Below are 17891 nucleotides of genomic sequence, written 5' to 3'. Positions count from 1 at the left end.
TGGTGCCTGAACGATATGATCAATGACCCATTAGTGAGCAGAGCCGTTGCCATGGTAATTATCGGTGTCGTAAAACCCGTTTTGAGTGCCAAAAAAGAGACAGGCCAGCGTGAAAACAACGGATAGAACCAGAAGAACTAGCTTGACATCCATAATTTTTTATCGCTCTTTATAATCTCAAATGCAGAACTTGATACCAATCCGATAAGTGACAATGACCGGAAAACCCTGCAAGCAATAGTTATGTGATGCCAGCAGTGAGGCCAGACGATGCAATCTTATCTTTTGAATCGGTATTAGTCTCGCATTGTAGGACGAACTGGTTGAAAAATTTACCAGGCCAAGGATTTTTCCAGAATTCCGGTTCCATCGGACCTGCAAAGATTTGGCGAAGGGCTGCCAGCATGTCCCTGAGAAGGGTAGGATAGCAGATAGCAGTGCTTCCAGAAGTACTGATGCTGCATTCTGCAAATTCCATGGACTCTAGTCCATTCTGCCGATTGAATTAATGACTCTGGCCTGGTGAGCCTGTCTCCCGGTCCAGGGGAGACTGAGGAGGTACTATGCTCACCCTTGAAGGTCGTGCTGCACTGGCGGATATTGCCGATTTAAACCGGTTGAAGCTTGAGTTGAATCGGTTACCGGCAATCGATGTTGGGGACTATATTGCGGATCTACCACCGGAACAGAAAGCTATTGCCTTTCGCCTGCTCAATAAAGATCACGCAACGGATGTTTTTGAATATTTACCACCGGATGTGCAGGAGGAACTGATTGGCTCCTTGCATGATATTCAGGTGTGCCAAATTGTAGAGTCGATGCGCCCGGACGATCGGGCAGAATTGTTCGACGAGCTACCTGCCGGTATCGTCAAGCGATTGGTGAAGCAACTCAGCCCCGGTGAACGCCAAGCAACGGCTACGATTCTGGGCTACCCAGAGGGAACTGCCGGTCGGGTGATCACCACCGAATACGTGCGACTGCGGCAGGGCTTAACCGTTGGAGAGGCCCTGAACAAAATTCGGTTGAGCGATCGGGACAAGGAAACGATTTACTACGCCTATGTCACGGACGATAACCGGAAACTGCTGCAGGTGATTTCCCTGCGCCAACTCCTGTTCTCCCTACCGGATGCCTTGATTCGGGATGTGGCCAGTGATCGGGTGATCAAGGCCTATACCGAGATGCCTCAGGAAGAGGTGGCCCGCTTGATGAAGCGCTATGACCTGCTGGCGCTGCCGGTGGTCGATCGGGAAGATCGGCTAGTGGGAATCGTCACCATTGACGATGTGGTGGACATCCTGGAAGAAGAAGCCACCGAAGATATTCAAAAACTCGCGGGTGTGTCTGGGGGAGATGAAGCCGTTCTGGCCTCTCCCATGGTTACCATTCGCAAGCGTCTGCCCTGGCTTCTGGCTAATATTGCCCTTTATGTGGGGGCTGCCAGTGCGATCGCACCCTTCCAGAAAGTTATTTCTGTTGTGCCCGTGCTGTCAGTGATTATGCCCATTCTGGCCAATAGTAGTGGTAATGTTGCTTTCCAGGTGGTGTCTGTGACGGTACGGGGGCTGGGGATCGGGGAAATTACTGTCAAAGACACCTTCAGCATCCTCAAAAAGGAAATCCTGGCGGGGTTGGGCACAGCGGTTTCTTTGGGTGTAGCACTGAGTCTCCTTTCCCTAATTTGGGCTCCAGCCCACGAGCGCTGGGTGGCTCCTGTGGCGGGCTTGGTTATGGCCACGAATGTCCTTCTGGCTGTTTCTCTAGGAACCTTACTGCCAATGGGGCTGAAGCGTCTTGGACTGGATCCGGCGTTGGTGAGTGGTCCGCTGTTGACAACCCTGCTGGATGCGGTAGGTTTTATGACGTTTCTCTCTCTTATTTCAGTGGCTCTGACCATGCTGCGCTTGTAGAGAGAAGCCCCGATTGGGTAGGTCAATCTGCGTGGGGGCACTGTCCCCACCTCCTGTCCTTGCCCATGAGCCGACCACGATAAAGTTCAAATCTTAAAGTTGAAATTTGGGCAATTTGGCCACGCTGACAGATGTGCACCGAAACGACGATTCCAGTAGGGATAAATTTGAAGTTTGGGAGTTCTTCGTCTGCCAATTTTGCTGCAGGCGCTTGCCAGGATTCCGGAAATAGTACTAATGTTTTAGTATTGATTTGCAGGAGATTCAATCTTGAGGTAAGAGCGCCATGATCTGGTTTACAAATTCCTGGTGATCGACAACAGGCTTAGAGATGTAGCCATCTGCTCCACTCTGCTTGAGGAAATTTTCTCGATCGCCCTGCATGGCATGAGCGGTGACCAAAATAATGGGTAGGTTGGCTGTCTTGGGGTCTGACTTTAGCATCTGAGTAATTTTAATTCCATCGACCGATTTCCCCTGATACACACTGCGGGAGAGGGATACGTCCATCAAAATAATGTCCGCTTCCCCGGCCTGGGCGATTTGCATCACTTCTTCTACATTTTCTGTATGGCGAACTTCCAGTCCCCCCCGCTTGGTCAGTATTTTGGAGAATACGCGGGCGTTAATCTGATCATCCTCCACGATTAAAACGGTCTTCATCGCGATTTTCCTATTGCTTTCGCTCATTTACTGCAATCATCAATCTACTCCCGGAACTACCTGTGCAAAATACTGTAATGCTCTTGAGAATAATGCTCTTGAGAATAATGCTCTTGAGAATAATGCTCTTGAGAATAATGCTCTTGAGAATAATGCTCTTGAGAAACTCAGAAATAGCAGCCAAAGGAGTAGTTTACAGGGTGTTCTGCCATTTGCAACACATCTCGTAGGGTATCTTGCAGCTTCCAATAAAGGAGTGGGTCGTTATGGCCTGGTAATTTTATTTTTCTTTAATCTAGCCTAACTGGAGTTGGCAAAGGGTGTCTCAGGGCGTTACTTTACTAGCCGATACTACTTTCTCGCTGCGGGCGGGCTATCACGGTTCAGTTAAACACAAGGGATAACATTCATGGCTAAACAGTTAACTTTTCTTTCCGGAGGGCAGGTTATCCCAACGGCACTCCATACGGAGATGCAACAGTCCTATCTGGAATACGCCATGAGCGTTATTGTCGGTCGGGCTTTACCGGATGTGCGAGATGGCCTGAAGCCAGTGCATCGGCGGATTCTCTATGCCATGCACGAATTAGGGTTGACGCCCGATCGACCCTTTCGGAAATGCGCCCGTGTGGTAGGGGATGTGTTGGGGAAATACCATCCCCATGGGGACCAGGCCGTTTACGATGCATTGGTACGGATGGTGCAGGATTTTTCCAGCCGCTACCCGTTGCTGGCCGGTCACGGAAACTTTGGGTCCGTTGATGATGACCCCCCAGCAGCCATGCGATACACAGAGACCCGATTGTCGGAGATTGGCAATGAGGGACTCCTGGATGAAATTGGCGAGGCCACCGTTGACTTTGTGGGTAATTTCGATAATTCCCAGCAAGAGCCCACGGTCCTCCCCGCCCAACTGCCCTATCTGTTACTCAACGGCAGTTCTGGGATTGCTGTCGGAATGGCCACCAATGTGCCCCCTCATAACCTGACGGAGGTGGTGGATGGCCTGATTGCCCTGATCGATCATCCTAACCTGTCCGATGAACAGCTCTTTGAGCTGATTCCGGGGCCAGATTTTCCGACTGGCGGTGAAATTATTGCCCGGGAGGGGATTCGAGATGCTTACACCACAGGCAGAGGGAGCATTCCCCTGCGGGGAGTGGCCCAAATGGAAGAAGTTCATCTGGGGCGGGGGCGGCATCGTCGGCTGGCGATCGTGATTACCGAGTTGCCCTATCAGGTGAATAAGGCGGCCTGGATTGAGAAAGTGGCCGAACTGGTGAATCAGAATCGCCTGGAAGGGATTGCGGATATCCGGGATGAGAGCGATCGGGAAGGGATGCGGGTGGTGATTGAACTGAAGCGAGAAGCGGATCCCCAAAAGCTTCTGGCTAACCTCTACCGGTTGACTCCCCTGCAGATTAACTTTGGGGCTATCTTGCTCAGCCTGGTGGATAGCCAGCCCTGTCAACTCTCTTTGCGGCAGCTCCTGCAGCATTTTCTCGATTTTCGGGAAACAACCCTGACTCGTCAGTACAGCCATGAGTTACAGCAGGCAGAGGGGCGGGTCCATCAGTTGGAAGGGTTGCTGACGGCTCTGGTCCATCTGGATGAGGTAATTGACATTCTGCGTCAGGCTCCTGATGGCACCACAGCCAAGCAGGTTCTTCAGGAGCGGTTCAGTTTGAGTGAGCGGCAGGCAGACGCCATTTTGGGAATGCCCCTGCGGCGATTGACCGGGATGGAACGGCAGAATCTGCAGGCTGAGTATGATGACTTGAGGGGCCAGATTCAGAACTTGCAACGACTGCTGAACGATCGACGGGAGCTTTTGAAGGCCCTGAAGAAAGACCTGCGGGCTTTGAAGCGCAAATATGGAGATCCCCGTCGGACTCGACTGGCTTTCATCAGCCATCCCCCCATCGCAACCGGTGAGCCCGAGAGTCCAGGGCCTAGGGACGCAACGGCAGGGGCACAGAGCAAGAAAGCCCGAGAAATCGAGGAACCCTCTCTCCCCAATCTTCCCTTGATGCCGTCCCCGCCGGAAGAGGAAACGGTCCTGGAGCTGACCCATCGAGGGTATGTTCGTCGATTGTCACTCAAGAGCTTTCAACGCCAGAATCGCAACCGCAGTGAGGAAAGAACCAGTTTGGAAGCTGGTAACGAATTTATTGTGCAAACTCAGATTGTTCATGTGAATCAGGACATCCTGGTATTGCTGCGAGATGGTAAAGCCCATGCTGTTCGAGCCGGGGATATTTCCCTCAGCACGGGTGGAAAACCTTCCCGAGGCACGCCTCTGGTTGGTCTCCTGCCGGGAACTGCCCAGGGTGATCCGGATGCGATCGTGGACCGGTTTGTCCTGACCGAAGGAATGGAAGACCAAGATCTGGTGGTTCTGACTCGCCAGGGCCGTCTGAAACGGCTCGCCCTGGGTGAGTTTATGAATCTCACTGGACGTGGACTGACCGTGATGAAATTGAAGGACGATGAGTTGCTTTATGCTGCCCTGACCCAGGCCGGGGAGCAACTGGCCCTTGCCACCTCAGGGGGGCGGGTCTTGCGCTTCGAGGTCAATGATGAACAGGTGCCAGTGATGAGTCGGGCGGCCCAGGGATTGCAGATGCTGCGCCTGTGGCGTCAAGAACGGCTGGTTGGCTGTGTTGCAGCTGATATTGGTGACAATCTGCTGCTAGTCTCTGAACAGGGCTATGCGAAGCGGCTGCCCATAGCCACCTTGCGTTTGACCAATCGGGGGGAAATTGGGGCACCCGCTTTTCAGTTTGCCAATAAGTCAGATGCCCTGGTCCGGCTTTTGGTAGTGCCAGGGGATGCGGAGATGGTGGCCCTGACTAGCAGCGATCGCATCATTCGCCGACCCGCCTCGGAGATTCCGCTCTGTGGTAAAGATGGCTGGGGCGATCGGCTTCTGGCTCTGGAGGCTGGGGAGACGATCGTCACCGTCAATACCCAGGTTCCCCTGACCTGGGAGGACTCCCAGGACTAATGGGACCCAATAAGATAAGCGTCATCTGGTGGTCAGCCCTCTATGCTTGAATCCCTGAAAACCTTACCCAACTGGCTCAAGCTTTGGCTGATCTTTCCCCTGGCCTTTCTCAATGGCTGGTTATGGTTACTCTTGCTGGATTACCTGCAGCCCCTGGTGAGCCTACTGATTGCTGCTATCATCCTGGCCTTTCTGTTGAATTTTCCGATTCGGTTGTTGCAAGAGCGGGGGATGGATCGGGGTGCGGCGATCGGTCTGGTGTTGACGATCGCCCTCCTCCTGATTGGCTTTATTGCTGTTACGCTGGTGCCCCTGATTCTGGAGCAGCTTAGTGGACTGGTCAGTAGTCTGCCTCGTTTATTACAGTCTGGAAATGAGCAGATCCAGTCCTTTCAAGCCTGGGCTGTCGAAAGACGCCTGCCGGTGGATCTGACCGGGATTGTTGATCAGGCCATCTCCCAACTGTCTGGCATTCTCCAGGCTACCAGCAGCCAGTTACTCAGTTTTTTCTTGAGTACGATCAGTAGTCTACTGAATATTGCCCTGGTGCTGGTTCTGACTATTTTCATGGTGTTGAATGGTAAGGATGCCTGGAATGGCCTGTTTAACTGGCTGCCCCAACCCTGGAACCTGACGCTGCAGGCTTCGATTCAACAAACCTTTCGGCGGTACTTTGCGACCCAGGCTCTGCTGGCCAGTATTCTCAGTCTGATCCTAACAATCGCGTTTTTGGTGCTGGGGGTTCCCTATGCGGTCTTGTTTGGCGTCAGTATCGGTCTGACGACTCTGATTCCCTATGCCAGTCCAGTGACGATCGTGGCTGTCAGCCTGGTTGTAGCCTTGCAGGATTTCAGCCTGGGCTTAAAGGTGCTGGTAACGGCAGTGATTATTGGGCAACTGAATGATAATATTTTGTCTCCCCGACTGATGGGCAATACGACGGGCTTGAATCCGATCTGGCTGATCATTGCCCTGTTTATCGGTGGCAAACTGGGGGGGATTCTAGGGTTGCTGATTGCGGTGCCTCTGGCCAGTGTGATCAAGAGTACGGTAGATGGGTTGCGATCGGCAGCACTGGATACCCAGTAGTTTGCCTCAAGAGCGATAATAAAGAGATTTCTGAATATAGCATCTCCATGGCTGGACTTCCTCACCTCAAAGCCCGACTGGACTATTATTACCAGCAAATTAAGGCTGTCATTCTGACACGCCAGAATCCCATTAGTGGGCTGTTGCCAGCCAGCACTGCAGTCAATGCCCATGGGGACTATACCGATGCCTGGGTGCGGGATAACGTTTACAGCATCCTTGCCGTTTGGGGGTTGGCCCTGGCCTATCGCAAAATTGACGTAGACCAGGAAGGACGGGCCTTTGAACTGGAATACAGTGTCGTTAAACTGATGCGGGGGCTCCTGTTCGCCATGATGCGGCAGGCCCACAAAGTGCAGCGCTTCAAACACAGCCAGTTACCTCTGGATGCCCTCCATGCCAAGTACGATACGGCCACGGGGGATACGGTGGTGGGGGATAGTGAGTGGGGGCATTTACAACTGGATGCCACGTCTCTGTATTTGCTGATGCTGGCCCAGATGACTGCTTCGGGTCTGCATATCGTTTTTACGATCGATGAAGTGAACTTTGTTCAGAACCTGGTTTACTACATTGGTCGAGCTTATCGGACCCCGGATTACGGGATCTGGGAGCGGGGTAACAAGATCAATCATGGAAATCCAGAACTGAATGCCAGTTCGATCGGCATGGCGAAAGCAGCTCTGGAAGCGATGAATGGCCTGGATCTGTTTGGGGTTAAAGGGAGTCAGATGTCCGTCATCCACGTTCTGCCGGATGAGATTGCCCGTACCCGTATGACCCTGGAATCTCTGCTGCCTCGGGAGTCTGGCTCTAAAGAAGTGGATGCAGCTTTGCTCAGTGTGATTGGCTATCCGGCCTTTGCCGTGGAAAAGGGGGATCTGTGCGATCGGACCCGTCAGGAGATTATGACCAAATTGCAGGGAAACTACGGCTGTAAGCGGTTCCTGCGCGATGGACATCAGACGGTGCTGGAGGACAATACCCGCTTGCACTATGAACCCTGGGAGCTGAAGCAGTTTGAACATATTGAGTGTGAGTGGCCCCTGTTTTTCACCTATCTGCTGCTGGATGGGCTATTTCGCCATGATCAGGTCCAGGTGGAGGAATACCAGGAGCGGCTGAATCAGTTGCTGGTGCAGCAGGGTGATCTGTCACTGCTCCCAGAGTTGTACTATGTGCCCCAGCATCTGATCCCGGCAGAACGGGCCGCCCCCCATAGCCAACTCCGGTCCCCGAATGAGAATTTGCCTCTGGTATGGGCTCAGAGCCTGTATTATCTAGGCCAGTTGTTGCGAGAAGGGCTCCTGGCGATCGGAGATATTGACCCACTGGGGCGTCATCTGCAGATCCGGCGGCAACGGGAACCGGTCGTTCAGATTACCCTGCTAGCAGAGAATGAAGAATTACAGGCCAAGCTGGAGGCCTATGGGATTACGACCCAGACTCCCCGTCAGGTTGCTCCGATTCAGGTGCGCCATGCGACGGAGTTGGCCCTGGCCTATACCCAGATTGGTCGTAACGATAAGCTGAAACTGAGCGGCAGGCCCGTGCGACGCCTCCGCAGTTTGACGACCTCCAGGATATTTTGGATTCGAGGGGAAGCAATTGTATTTCTGCCTTCTTTTCTGGACCCTCAACAGTTTTATCTGACCCTGGACTATCACTTCCTGGTGGCAAAAATCCGCAGTGAGCTGGCTTATATTCAGCGGCATTGGTGCCAGCCGGGTCGGCCCATGATGACGTTGTTGATTACAGAGGCAATGCTGGAAACCGGGCGAGAAGCCTTGCTGAATCTGATGCAAGAATTGCAAGATGGGGAATGTAATGGGGTTTCTGTCAAACTGGGTCGATTGAATCAACTAATGCTGACAGCGGGCACAGAGCGGATCAATTTCCTGCATGATTTTGAGTTTGTCCAGGCTCCGGTGCAGGATGTCTCCCAGGTGCGCTATGACCTGATCAGCAATCCCGATAAAAACTGGCCCCTGAGCTACAGGCAAGAATTCCGCCTGGAGTGTGAGACGAATCCCCAGCTCCTACTGACGAATCTGCGCAGTTCCAATAATCTGTATGAGCAAATCGAACTCCTGCAGGCTCTGTTACGGCTGCGGGGAACAGATTTTGACACGGGATTAGGGGGGCCGGGGCGGTTAGTTACGGTTGCGGACTTGCTGCAAGAGGTTTATGAGAGAGCGGGCCAGCTTCAACTCTGGACGATCGTCCGTCGGGCGGCTGGATTGCTGAGTAAGGTCGATATCACCCTCTCCGACGCTGTGACCGATATTCTGGTACGGCAACATCAAATTACTGTCGGCAAAGCCTATAGCGAAGCCTCCCTGATTGTGCGGCCCCTTTCGCCTCAGGAAATCATGGATAAGATCATTGAATTCTGTGGCGAGGATATGCGCGATCGGGTGTTGACTCAGGAAATTCTCATCTACCTGGGGTTGCTGTTGAAAACGGAACCTCGTCTGCTGGATGGGCTCCTCACCTTGCGAGTGGGCTATCTGATTGTGTTGCTGATTAGTGAACTGGCACGAGAACTGGAAGTTACTCAAGACGAAGCCTACGAACGCCTGATGCAACTCAGCCCCCATGACATTAAAGTGCGTCTGCGGCAGGTGCTGGTAGAGTATCAGGACTTAAACCGGGTGGTATTCCAGCAAGAATCCCTCCATATTCGACAGCCCGTGATCGATTGGGTGGTGCAACCTGCTGAAGCAGAAGTAGACCCTACGATCGTCAACTGGCACCGGAAGCGGCAATTAGAAGGGGCACTCAACCGGGTGCCGACAGGATTCTATCCTCGGGTCTGGCAGTTACTCAAGCATTGTAAAGGACTGGTGATTGGAGATAAATTCGAACGCCGCAATCGACTGGATAGTCATCTGATTTTGGCAGAGATGACTCCTCAGGAGAAGAATTTTGCCCTACGGGTAGAGCACCTCTTAAATAAGATCCAGGCCCCCGAATATCGCCATGTCAATGTGGAAGCCCTGATGGCTCTGGCCACTTTAGTTGAGCACAATCCCCAACTCCAGATCGAAGACTACATTGTGATGGATGTTGTTGTAGGCCATGCGGTTCGATTGGCCTGGTTAGAACGGGAATCCGCAGGCCCCCCAAATTTCCGCTCAGAATCCACCCGCGAACGGTATAACCAGCACAAAGCCTCTGCCTGGAAAGCCTTCTACGACAGCCCCCCCCATCTCTGCACCGTCTCCGTCATGAAAGCCCTCCAATTCCTGAGTGAATTGGGCCAAACTGACTCCACCCCAGCCTAACCTCTACGTCTCTGTAGTTAATCCCCCTTCTCCCCCTCCACAAACCTCAAATACCCTGCTCCAAAATGCTGCACCTCTAGAAAATTTCCGCAAGCTGCAGCCGGTTTATACACCTGAAACGTCCGCATAATCCCCAACGTTGCGGCACTTTCCAGCGGCCCCTGAAACCGGACATCCCGATCGAGAAAGTAAGGCTGGTCTGCCCAATGCTCCATCTGTTCTGCATTCAGAAAGTAGCAACCCGCATGGGGATTCAGACACCGATGGAACCCGATCGATCGGCCCAGCACTTCAGACAAGAGCTCAGCCTCCGCCTGCGGATTTTGAAACTGTTCAGTAGCACTTAACGGCAATGGACCATCAATATAAGCTTTCCGGAGCAGTACCCGGAGAGACGCTTCATATCGATTGGGTTGCAGCAATTTTAGCGGTCCAAACTGCTGGGTAAACCAGTCCAGTTTTATGAAGAACCAGGGGTCGTGCAGGAGGATATCATCTTCCAGAAAGCAGTAGTAATCATACAGGCCCAGACAATCCTGCAGGATGGCCTGACACTCAAACCCCAACAGCAGGGGTTCTGCCTGGGTCTCATGGTGCATAAACAGGTCTGCAGCCAGAGGCAAGTGATATAACAGGTGTCGGTCTTGCGTGGTACAGATCACGATATCCATTTCATAGGACTGAAATTCATTGGCAGGGGAGATCCCGGGCTGAATGTAGTTAAACTCTCCCTGAGGGTAGCCAAACAACTGGTACAGTGCGCTAAGGCACTGGGTCAGTGCTGTGATGCGGGGTTGGGGATCGGTCCCCAGCGACCCGAAGGAGGTGTCAGAGACAGACTGATAATAGTGCGCGATCGTGATCAGAATTCGCATAGTCACTCGCGCAGAAAACCGTCCAGATCAGGCACATTCACCCAGCGATCGGTCTGATGGGATTGGTGGGCCAGATCCATCAAAAGCTGGGAGTAAACCCCTTCTCGCAGGGAGGGAACCACAGGTTGCCCCTGCTCGATCGCCTGCACCCAGCGATCCACAATTCGAATAAAGGGAGCCAGTCGCCCATCGGCATAGGTTTTGGGGAAAGCCAGCCGATCGGGGATGGGGAGTTCTGCCAGGGGTTCTCCCCCCTGACTCCCCCAAAGACGGAAGCCGTGAACATAATCTTTCTGGTTATCACTGCCCAAAATCAGGGTACCCCGATCGCCATAGACCTCCAGCCAGTGCCCCCGCCCCTGATAGGTGACGGAACTGAGGCAGATCTGACAGGGGGTTCCATCCGCCAGTTCCAGGAGGAAACTGCAGGCATCGTCTGAGTCTACCGGTTTCATCTCTCCCGTAGCCGGATCAGGGCGGCTGGAGATCGTGGTGCTCAACCTGGCACAGAGGCGGCGAATCGGGCCGAATAACCAGGCCAGGTAGTCAAACGAGTGGGAGCCGATCGCTCCCAGTGCCCCACCGCCCTGGTCCTTGCAGGCATACCAGTTCCAGGGACGGGATGCATCTGCCCGACTGGAGACCATCCAATCCACCTTAATCAGCCGCTTCTGACCCACATATCCCGCAGCCAATTGCTCGGCCAGCCACTGCCAGGCGGGAACACAGCGGAACTCAAAATCCATCGTCACCTGGCACCCTGTTTTGGCTGCCAGATGGTACAGGTCGCGTGCTTCTGAGGCCATCAGGGTGGTGGGTTTTTCCAGGAGCAGGTGTTTGCCGCCCCGCAGGATGGTTTGGGCCTGCTCGTAATGCAGGAAGGGTGGGGTAGAGAGGCTGACAGCCTGGATTTCAGGCAAGTCAATCAGGTCTGAGAGGCTGTTCACGCTCTGGGGAATCTGGTGAGCTGCTGCGATCGATCGGGCTTTGGCCAAATCCCGGTGATAGACAGCCACCACCTGGGTCTGATGGTGGGCAGCAAAGCCTGGAATGTGAATTTTCTGGCCAAATCCTGTTCCGACAATTCCAACACCAATCATGTTATCCTTACCTGCTGCAATACCCATCCATCATTAAACTGCACCACTGTCCGATCGAGGCAGCACCCCTTCAGGATTGTTCAACCTTTCCCAACTGAAAGGATGGCAGTAAGGTACTCTGGAATGGGATTCATCTGTTACGTTAGGGCAGCCGACTGATTTTTCTTGGACTCTTATGAAGCTCGTTCGACAAGCACTTGCAACCTTAATCATCATTACAGCTGCTGCTGCGTCCAGTGCTCTGGTCTTTGCCTATCTGGCTTCTTCTATCAAGGTTAGACCTTTGCCGGTTGCGTCGTCGAGTCCTCAGCCCAGCTCTGACAGCCCGACACCCCCCAGTTCCCCAGGAACCCCTTCCAGTTTGCCCTCCCCATCGGTGACTCAGCCTAGTAGCCCCAGCTTGTTTCCTGGTCCTGGGAGCCCCAGTCCTGCCGTTTCTCCAGCCAGTCCGACGGCTGGCTCCATCCAGGCCAAAGTGGAGGAGCGGATTAAGGCTTTCTTCGCCCAGAGAACGGGGGTCGCGATCCAATCTGTGGCCTGTCCAGCGACTGTTCGACCTACGGCAGGAAATACCTTCGTTTGTAATGTGACTGCCGAAGGGGTGACTTTTCCAGTGAAAGTAATTGTTAGCAATGATCAGGGAGACTTTCGGGTGGAGGTTAAGGGCCTGATGGTGCTGGCCAGACTAGAACAGCAGATTCAAGAAACGGTGAAACAAAAGACAGGGGTAGAAGTAGTGGCCAATTGTGGTCCACGTCTGCGGATTACCAAAGCAGGTGAGATGTTTCAATGCCAGCTCACGACTCCCCAGGGCACTCAACTGGTTCAGGTAACGGTTGAAGATGATCAGGGCCGGGTGCGTTGGAAGCTCTAACCCAGGTGGAGATAGGGGGTATCCCAGCCAGGAACTATCCTCAGGTCAGAATCCAGGAGCAGGGATCAAGATTCATTGCCCGATTCCGGCTACAACCCATTCCTTCTTCACGACACATTGCTATACACTTTCAAATGGTTGATCCTATTAACTTTAGAATTGCAATGGAAAAAGGTCAAAAAGTCCGGGTCTGTCGTTTGCGCGATCGTGTTTCCCCGACGATTATTAATCGTCTTGGCAAAGTGGGCATCGTGTCAGACTACAAAATGGTGGACGGTAGTGGTATTGGCATGCTGGTTCAGTTCGATGATCAGTTTGCTACCTGGTTTTTTGAAGACGAGTTGGAACTGGTTCGCTGATGACTTTTATCCTGACGTTTCTGGGCAAAGGGGGCACAGGTCGCACGACAGTGGCGATTGCAGCAGCCCGACGCCTTGCTGCTGAGGGGAAGCGAGTTCTTTTGCTGGGGCAGGATACAGGTCCTGCCTTTGGGCTTCTTGTAGGCATGAACCCTGGCCCCGATCCGCAGGAACTGGTGCCTAATCTGCAAATTGCTCAGTTGCATTCTGCTGCCATGCTGGAGCACAACTGGGAAGAGATTAAACGGTTGGAGGCAGAGTATTTGCGGACTCCTACCCTGAAATCGGTTTATGGTCAGGAGTTAGGTGTTTTGCCGGGAATGGATGGGGCTCTGGCGCTCAATGCGATACGGGAATATAGTGCCAGTCAAACCTATGATGCGATCGTGTACGACGGCACCGGGGATCAGGCTACGTTACGGATGCTGGGTACCCCTGAGGTGATGAGCTGGTATGTGCGTCGCTTTCGTCAGGTTTTCGCAGACTCCGACTTTGCCAAAACGATGGTGCCCCTGTTGCAGCCGATCGTGGCCACGCTGTTCAATGTGGATTGGTTAAGTGGTAACTTTTCCCAGCCCACCAACCAGGTCAATACCCTACTGGATCAGGGGAAGGACGCTGTCTCTAACCCAGAGAAAATGGCCGCTTATTTGGTGACGACGGCAGATCCAATGGCGATCGCAACTGCTCGGTACCTCTGGGGGGCTGCCCAGCAGGTCAACCTGACGATCGGGGGGGTCATCCTCAACCAGGCAACGTCTACGGGAGCTCTGGTGGCTGAGTTTGCGCCCTTGCCAGTGAATGTCCTGCCTTCCCGTACTGGCGCAGACTGGCAGGCTCTCATGGCGGCACTTCCAGATTTTCACCAGGCCACCCAGGCTCCCCGGCCCATGACTATTAATCTGGCGGAACGAAAAGTCCGTCTGTTCTTGCCCGGTTTTGATAAGACGCAGGTGAAGCTGTCTCAAAATGGGCCGGAAGTCACCATCGAAGCTGGCGATCAACGCCACAATATTCTTCTGCCTCCAGAACTGAGCGGTAAACCGGTGACTGGAGCCAAGTTTCAAGATAGTTACCTGACGATTTCGTTCTAACCTCAGCCCTATGTCTGACTCGACTCCATCCCCAATCTCTGCGGAAGAGAATTCACCCTCCGTTGAAAATCCTGAAATTGCTGCCGATCGGGGGGCTCAGGCCCGTCAACTTCTGGGTATGAAGGGGGCACAATCCGGTGAAACCTCCATCTGGAAGATCCGGTTACAGTTGATGAAACCCATTACCTGGATTCCCCTGATCTGGGGAGTGGTCTGCGGGGCAGCTTCCTCTGGCCATTACAACTGGACACCAGAAAATTTTCTGATTGCGGCAGCCTGTATGCTCATGTCGGGTCCGCTGCTGGCTGGATATACCCAGACCCTGAATGATTTTTACGATCGGGAGATTGATGCCATCAATGAACCCTATCGTCCGATTCCCTCTGGAGTTATTTCGATTCCCCAGGTTGTGACTCAAATTCTGGTTCTGCTGCTGGCTGGGGTTGGTGTCGCCTATGGCCTGGATCAGTGGGCCGGTCATACATTTCCCACCATCACGGTTCTGGCTCTGGGAGGCTCCTTTTTGTCCTATATCTACTCTGCTCCCCCACTGAAGCTGAAGCAGAATGGCTGGTTGGGGAATTATGCGCTGGGAGCTAGCTATATTGCCCTGCCCTGGTGGGCTGGACAGGCCTTATTCGGAGAACTGACTCCGGTTATTGTGGTGCTCACCCTGTTTTACAGTTTGGCCGGATTGGGCATTGCGGTTGTGAATGACTTTAAAAGTGTGGAGGGTGATCGCCAACTGGGTCTGAAATCTCTCCCGGTCATGTTTGGCATCGATCGGGCTGCCTGGATCTGTGTGTTGATGATTGATATTTTCCAGGCTGGGATTGCTGCTTATTTGCTTGCTATTCACCAGAATCTGTATGCTGTAATTTTAATTCTGCTAATCATTCCCCAGATTACCTTTCAGGATATGTATTTCCTGCGTAATCCCCTCGAAAATGATGTGAAATATCAGGCCAGTGCGCAGCCTTTTTTGGTACTGGGCATGCTCGTGGCTGGCTTGGCTTTAGGTCATGCTGGTGGGTGATACGGGTGCAAACCATGATCCCAGGCTCTACAATAGAGCGAATACTATCGATTCACCAGAGTGAACGTTGCCTATGCGTGGTGGCGTGTGAGGAGCTGCAGTGACAAAGTTTTCATCAAAGCGAGATATCTTCTCGAGGTTGCAGGGCTTGGCCAAACCTAACAATTCTGAGCCAACTGCACCAACAGCGGATTCTGAAATCAACCCATTAGAACCACGCAGACTGGACGTTCAGAAATCTAGGGGAGAAAAACCGCCCAAGAAGCGGGGCCGATTCATCTTTCTACGTTATTTGTTCTGGATTACTATCACTTTGGGGGCTGGGGGGGCTGGGGCTGCAGCCTACATCATCTGGACTCTGGACCAAAGTTTGCCCGATGTCTCGGTGGTTCGTACCTTTGTTAGAGATGGCACGCTAACGATTAAGGCTTCTGACGGTAAAATTCTACAACAGAGAGGGCCGGCTACTCGCGAAAAACTGTCTGTTCAGAAAATTCCTCCCACGTTGATTCAGGCATTCTTGTCCGTGGAAGATCGGCGTTTCTATCAGCATGATGGCGTAGATTACTATGGAGTGATGCGGGCGATCTGGTCCAATGTGACTGCCCGAGATGTGGTGGAAGGGGGTAGCACGATCACCCAACAGGTCGCCCGGATTGTTTTTCTGGACCAAGAGCGCAGTATCTGGCGCAAGCTCAAGGAAGCCCTCCTGGCCCGCCGGATTGAGCAGAACATGAGCAAAGAGCGGGTTCTGGAGCGTTATCTCAATCTGGTATACCTGGGCTCGGGAGCCTATGGGGTTGCGGATGCAGCCTGGGTCTATTTCAGTAAACCGGTTTACAAGCTAACCCTGCCAGAAATGGCAACGATCGCGGGCTTGCCCCCCGCGCCAACAGATTATTCTCCTCTGGTTAATCCCCAGGCAGCCCTGGAACGCCGTAATATCGTGTTGCAACGGATGGCGGATGAGGGATTCATTACGCAAGAACAGGCTGATCAGGCCCGTCAGTCTCCCCTCGGTTTAAAGCCCAGCCCGCCCAAACGTTTGGAGGTCGAGGCTCCTTACTTTACCACCTATGTGCTGCAGGAATTGCCCAAATACGTCTCCCGGGACGCGATCGAGTTGGGTGGCTTAACCATCGAAACCAGTGTGCAGGTCAAGTGGCAAAAGCTGGCAGAGAAAGTGGTAAAGGACGCGATCGAACTGGATGGTCCTGGTCAGGGGTTTGCCCAGGCTGCCCTGGTGGCGATCGATCCACGCACCGGAGAAATCAAGGCCATGGTCGGGGGCATCGATTATGCTAAGACCCAGTTCAATCGGGTCACCCAGGCTCAGCGACAACCAGGTTCGACCTTCAAAGCCCTAGTCTATACGACAGCGATCGCAACAGGGATGTCTCCCTATGATGGTTATTTGGATGCCCCCTATGTTGTGGATGGCTATAAGCCCGAGAATGCTTCCCGTAAGCATTACGGTTGGCTTTCTTTGCGAGAAGCCCTGACCCAATCGGTAAATGTGATTGCAGTCCGCATCCTGGTTGACGTTGGAGCTGAAACGGTGATCCAGGTGGCTAAAAACATGGGGATTAAGTCGCCGCTGAAGCCAGTCTATTCCTTGGCTCTGGGGTCTTCTGAGGTTAATCTACTGGAAATTACCAGCGCTTATGGGACTCTGGCAACCCAGGGAATCCATGTGGAAGTGCATGGTATTCGTCGCATTCTGAACCGGCGGGGTGAAGTCCTGTTTGATGCGAAGCAATCTCTTAAGCCTAAACAAGCAGTGGATAAGGGGTCTGCTGCAATTATGACCTGGATGCTAGAAGGGGTAGTGCAAAGTGGTACCGGTGTGAATGCTAATCTGGGCGATCGGGCGGTAGCGGGTAAAACGGGGACTTCTGAGGAAGCCCGTGATCTCTGGTTCATCGGCTACATTCCCCAGATGGTCACAGGGGTTTGGCTGGGCAATGATGATAGCTCGCCCACCTGGGGAGCCAGTAGCACAGCGGCGCTGGTCTGGTATCGCTTTATGGCTCAGGTCACAAAGGGGATGCCGGTTCAAAAATTTCCGGCGTTACCCAAACTGGAAGGTCGTAAGGTCAGTATTAAAGCTAAACCGATGCGAGGAAGTGTTTCGGTGGGCAAGTCCAGTAAGTCCAGTGGTCGGGGAGATTCCAGTCCTGTCAATGTGAAAAAGGCTGAACCCTCCAGGCCCTATGCTCCGGAGAAGAACACAAAGGGACCGAGCCAATTGCGCGATCGAACCGATGAACCTGCTTTTTCTGGAAACCGATCGGGCCGAGATACTCACGAGTTCAATTCAGCACCGACGAGTCCTTCCCCTAATAATTCGATCCCGCCTGTAGTTGTGCCTGCAAGTCCTACTCCGGTAGATAGCTCCCCGACGGTTCCCCCGCCCCCTGTTCCCCCATCTCCTACCTTAGTAGAACCCCTGCCACCWGCTCCTGTTCCTCTGTCGGCCCCATCACCTAGGGAGTCTTCGAATTCTCCGGTTAAGCCCTGATTGTTCCCTTAGGATTTTGAATTCATTGGAGATCTAGTTTCTAATCCAGAGGCGAGCCTAATCGGATCCTAGG

The 17891-nt window shown here is 53.1% G+C and carries 13 protein-coding genes; 9 read left to right on the top strand and 4 right to left on the bottom strand.

All coding sequences use genetic code 11. The features are described from left to right. Nucleotides 1-241: 241 nt before the first annotated feature. Nucleotides 242-478, bottom strand: coding sequence for a hypothetical protein (locus BST81_RS28205; protein WP_075600321.1), 237 nt, complete (start codon nt 476-478; stop codon nt 242-244). Nucleotides 479-563: 85 nt separating this feature from the next. Between BST81_RS28205 and mgtE the strand changes: the two genes are divergently transcribed. Further along, nucleotides 564-1913, top strand: coding sequence for a magnesium transporter (mgtE, locus tag BST81_RS20190; protein ID WP_075600320.1), 1350 nt, complete (start codon nt 564-566; stop codon nt 1911-1913). A gap of 264 nt (nt 1914-2177) precedes the next feature. Here the strand turns inward: mgtE and BST81_RS20185 are convergent, their stop codons facing one another. Further along, nucleotides 2178-2576, bottom strand: a complete 399-nt coding sequence (locus BST81_RS20185) for a response regulator (protein ID WP_075600319.1) — start codon at nt 2574-2576, stop codon at nt 2178-2180. A 409-nt stretch (nt 2577-2985) separates the two neighbouring features. On the opposite strand from BST81_RS20185, the gene BST81_RS20180 reads away from it, so the two are divergent. From BST81_RS20180 to BST81_RS20170, 3 genes are read left to right on the top strand one after another with little or no spacing between them, the layout of a single operon-like run. After that, a complete protein-coding gene (locus BST81_RS20180) occupies nt 2986-5583 on the top strand; it encodes a DNA topoisomerase (ATP-hydrolyzing) (RefSeq protein ID WP_075600318.1) in 2598 nt (865 codons plus the stop codon). Between the two features lie 42 nt (nt 5584-5625). After that, nucleotides 5626-6672: an AI-2E family transporter gene (locus BST81_RS20175; RefSeq protein WP_075600317.1), complete on the top strand. Its 1047-nt coding sequence runs from the start codon at nt 5626-5628 to the stop codon at nt 6670-6672. A 47-nt stretch (nt 6673-6719) separates the two neighbouring features. After that, nucleotides 6720-9959, top strand: a complete 3240-nt coding sequence (locus tag BST81_RS20170) for a glycoside hydrolase family 15 protein (protein ID WP_075600316.1) — start codon at nt 6720-6722, stop codon at nt 9957-9959. Between the two features lie 17 nt (nt 9960-9976). Here the strand turns inward: BST81_RS20170 and BST81_RS20165 are convergent, their stop codons facing one another. Both BST81_RS20165 and BST81_RS20160 read right to left on the bottom strand, forming a co-directional pair. Next, complete coding sequence (locus BST81_RS20165; RefSeq protein WP_075600315.1) at nt 9977-10834, bottom strand: hypothetical protein; 858 nt, start codon at nt 10832-10834, stop codon at nt 9977-9979. A gap of 2 nt (nt 10835-10836) precedes the next feature. Continuing rightward, nucleotides 10837-11961 carry a Gfo/Idh/MocA family oxidoreductase gene (locus tag BST81_RS20160; RefSeq protein ID WP_075600314.1) on the bottom strand — a complete coding sequence of 375 codons (1125 nt, stop codon included), beginning with the start codon at nt 11959-11961 and terminating at the stop codon, nt 10837-10839. 148 nt (nt 11962-12109) lie between these two features. Here BST81_RS20160 and BST81_RS20155 point away from each other — a divergent pair, with 148 nt between their 5' ends. From BST81_RS20155 to BST81_RS20135, 5 genes are all read left to right on the top strand, one after another. Continuing rightward, nucleotides 12110-12808 carry a DUF4333 domain-containing protein gene (locus tag BST81_RS20155; RefSeq protein ID WP_075600313.1) on the top strand — a complete coding sequence of 233 codons (699 nt, stop codon included), beginning with the start codon at nt 12110-12112 and terminating at the stop codon, nt 12806-12808. 164 nt (nt 12809-12972) lie between these two features. Further along, nucleotides 12973-13167: a DUF2862 domain-containing protein gene (locus BST81_RS20150; protein ID WP_143780432.1), complete on the top strand. Its 195-nt coding sequence runs from the start codon at nt 12973-12975 to the stop codon at nt 13165-13167. After that, complete coding sequence (locus tag BST81_RS20145; RefSeq protein ID WP_075600312.1) at nt 13167-14261, top strand: ArsA family ATPase; 1095 nt, start codon at nt 13167-13169, stop codon at nt 14259-14261. The genes BST81_RS20150 and BST81_RS20145 overlap by 1 nt, the downstream gene beginning before the upstream one ends. A gap of 10 nt (nt 14262-14271) precedes the next feature. Then, on the top strand, nt 14272-15297 hold the full coding sequence (gene chlG / locus BST81_RS20140) for a chlorophyll synthase ChlG (RefSeq protein WP_075600311.1): 1026 nt from the start codon (nt 14272-14274) through the stop codon (nt 15295-15297). Nucleotides 15298-15589: 292 nt separating this feature from the next. Continuing rightward, nucleotides 15590-17818, top strand: a complete 2229-nt coding sequence (locus tag BST81_RS20135; protein WP_253188406.1) for a penicillin-binding protein 1A — start codon at nt 15590-15592, stop codon at nt 17816-17818. Nucleotides 17819-17891: the final 73 nt, after the last annotated feature.

The organism is Leptolyngbya sp. 'hensonii' (assembly GCF_001939115.1).
Lineage (GTDB): Bacteria > Cyanobacteriota > Cyanobacteriia.
The sequence above is the reverse complement of the archived record's forward strand: the minus strand, read 5'-3'. Positions and strand labels throughout refer to the sequence as shown.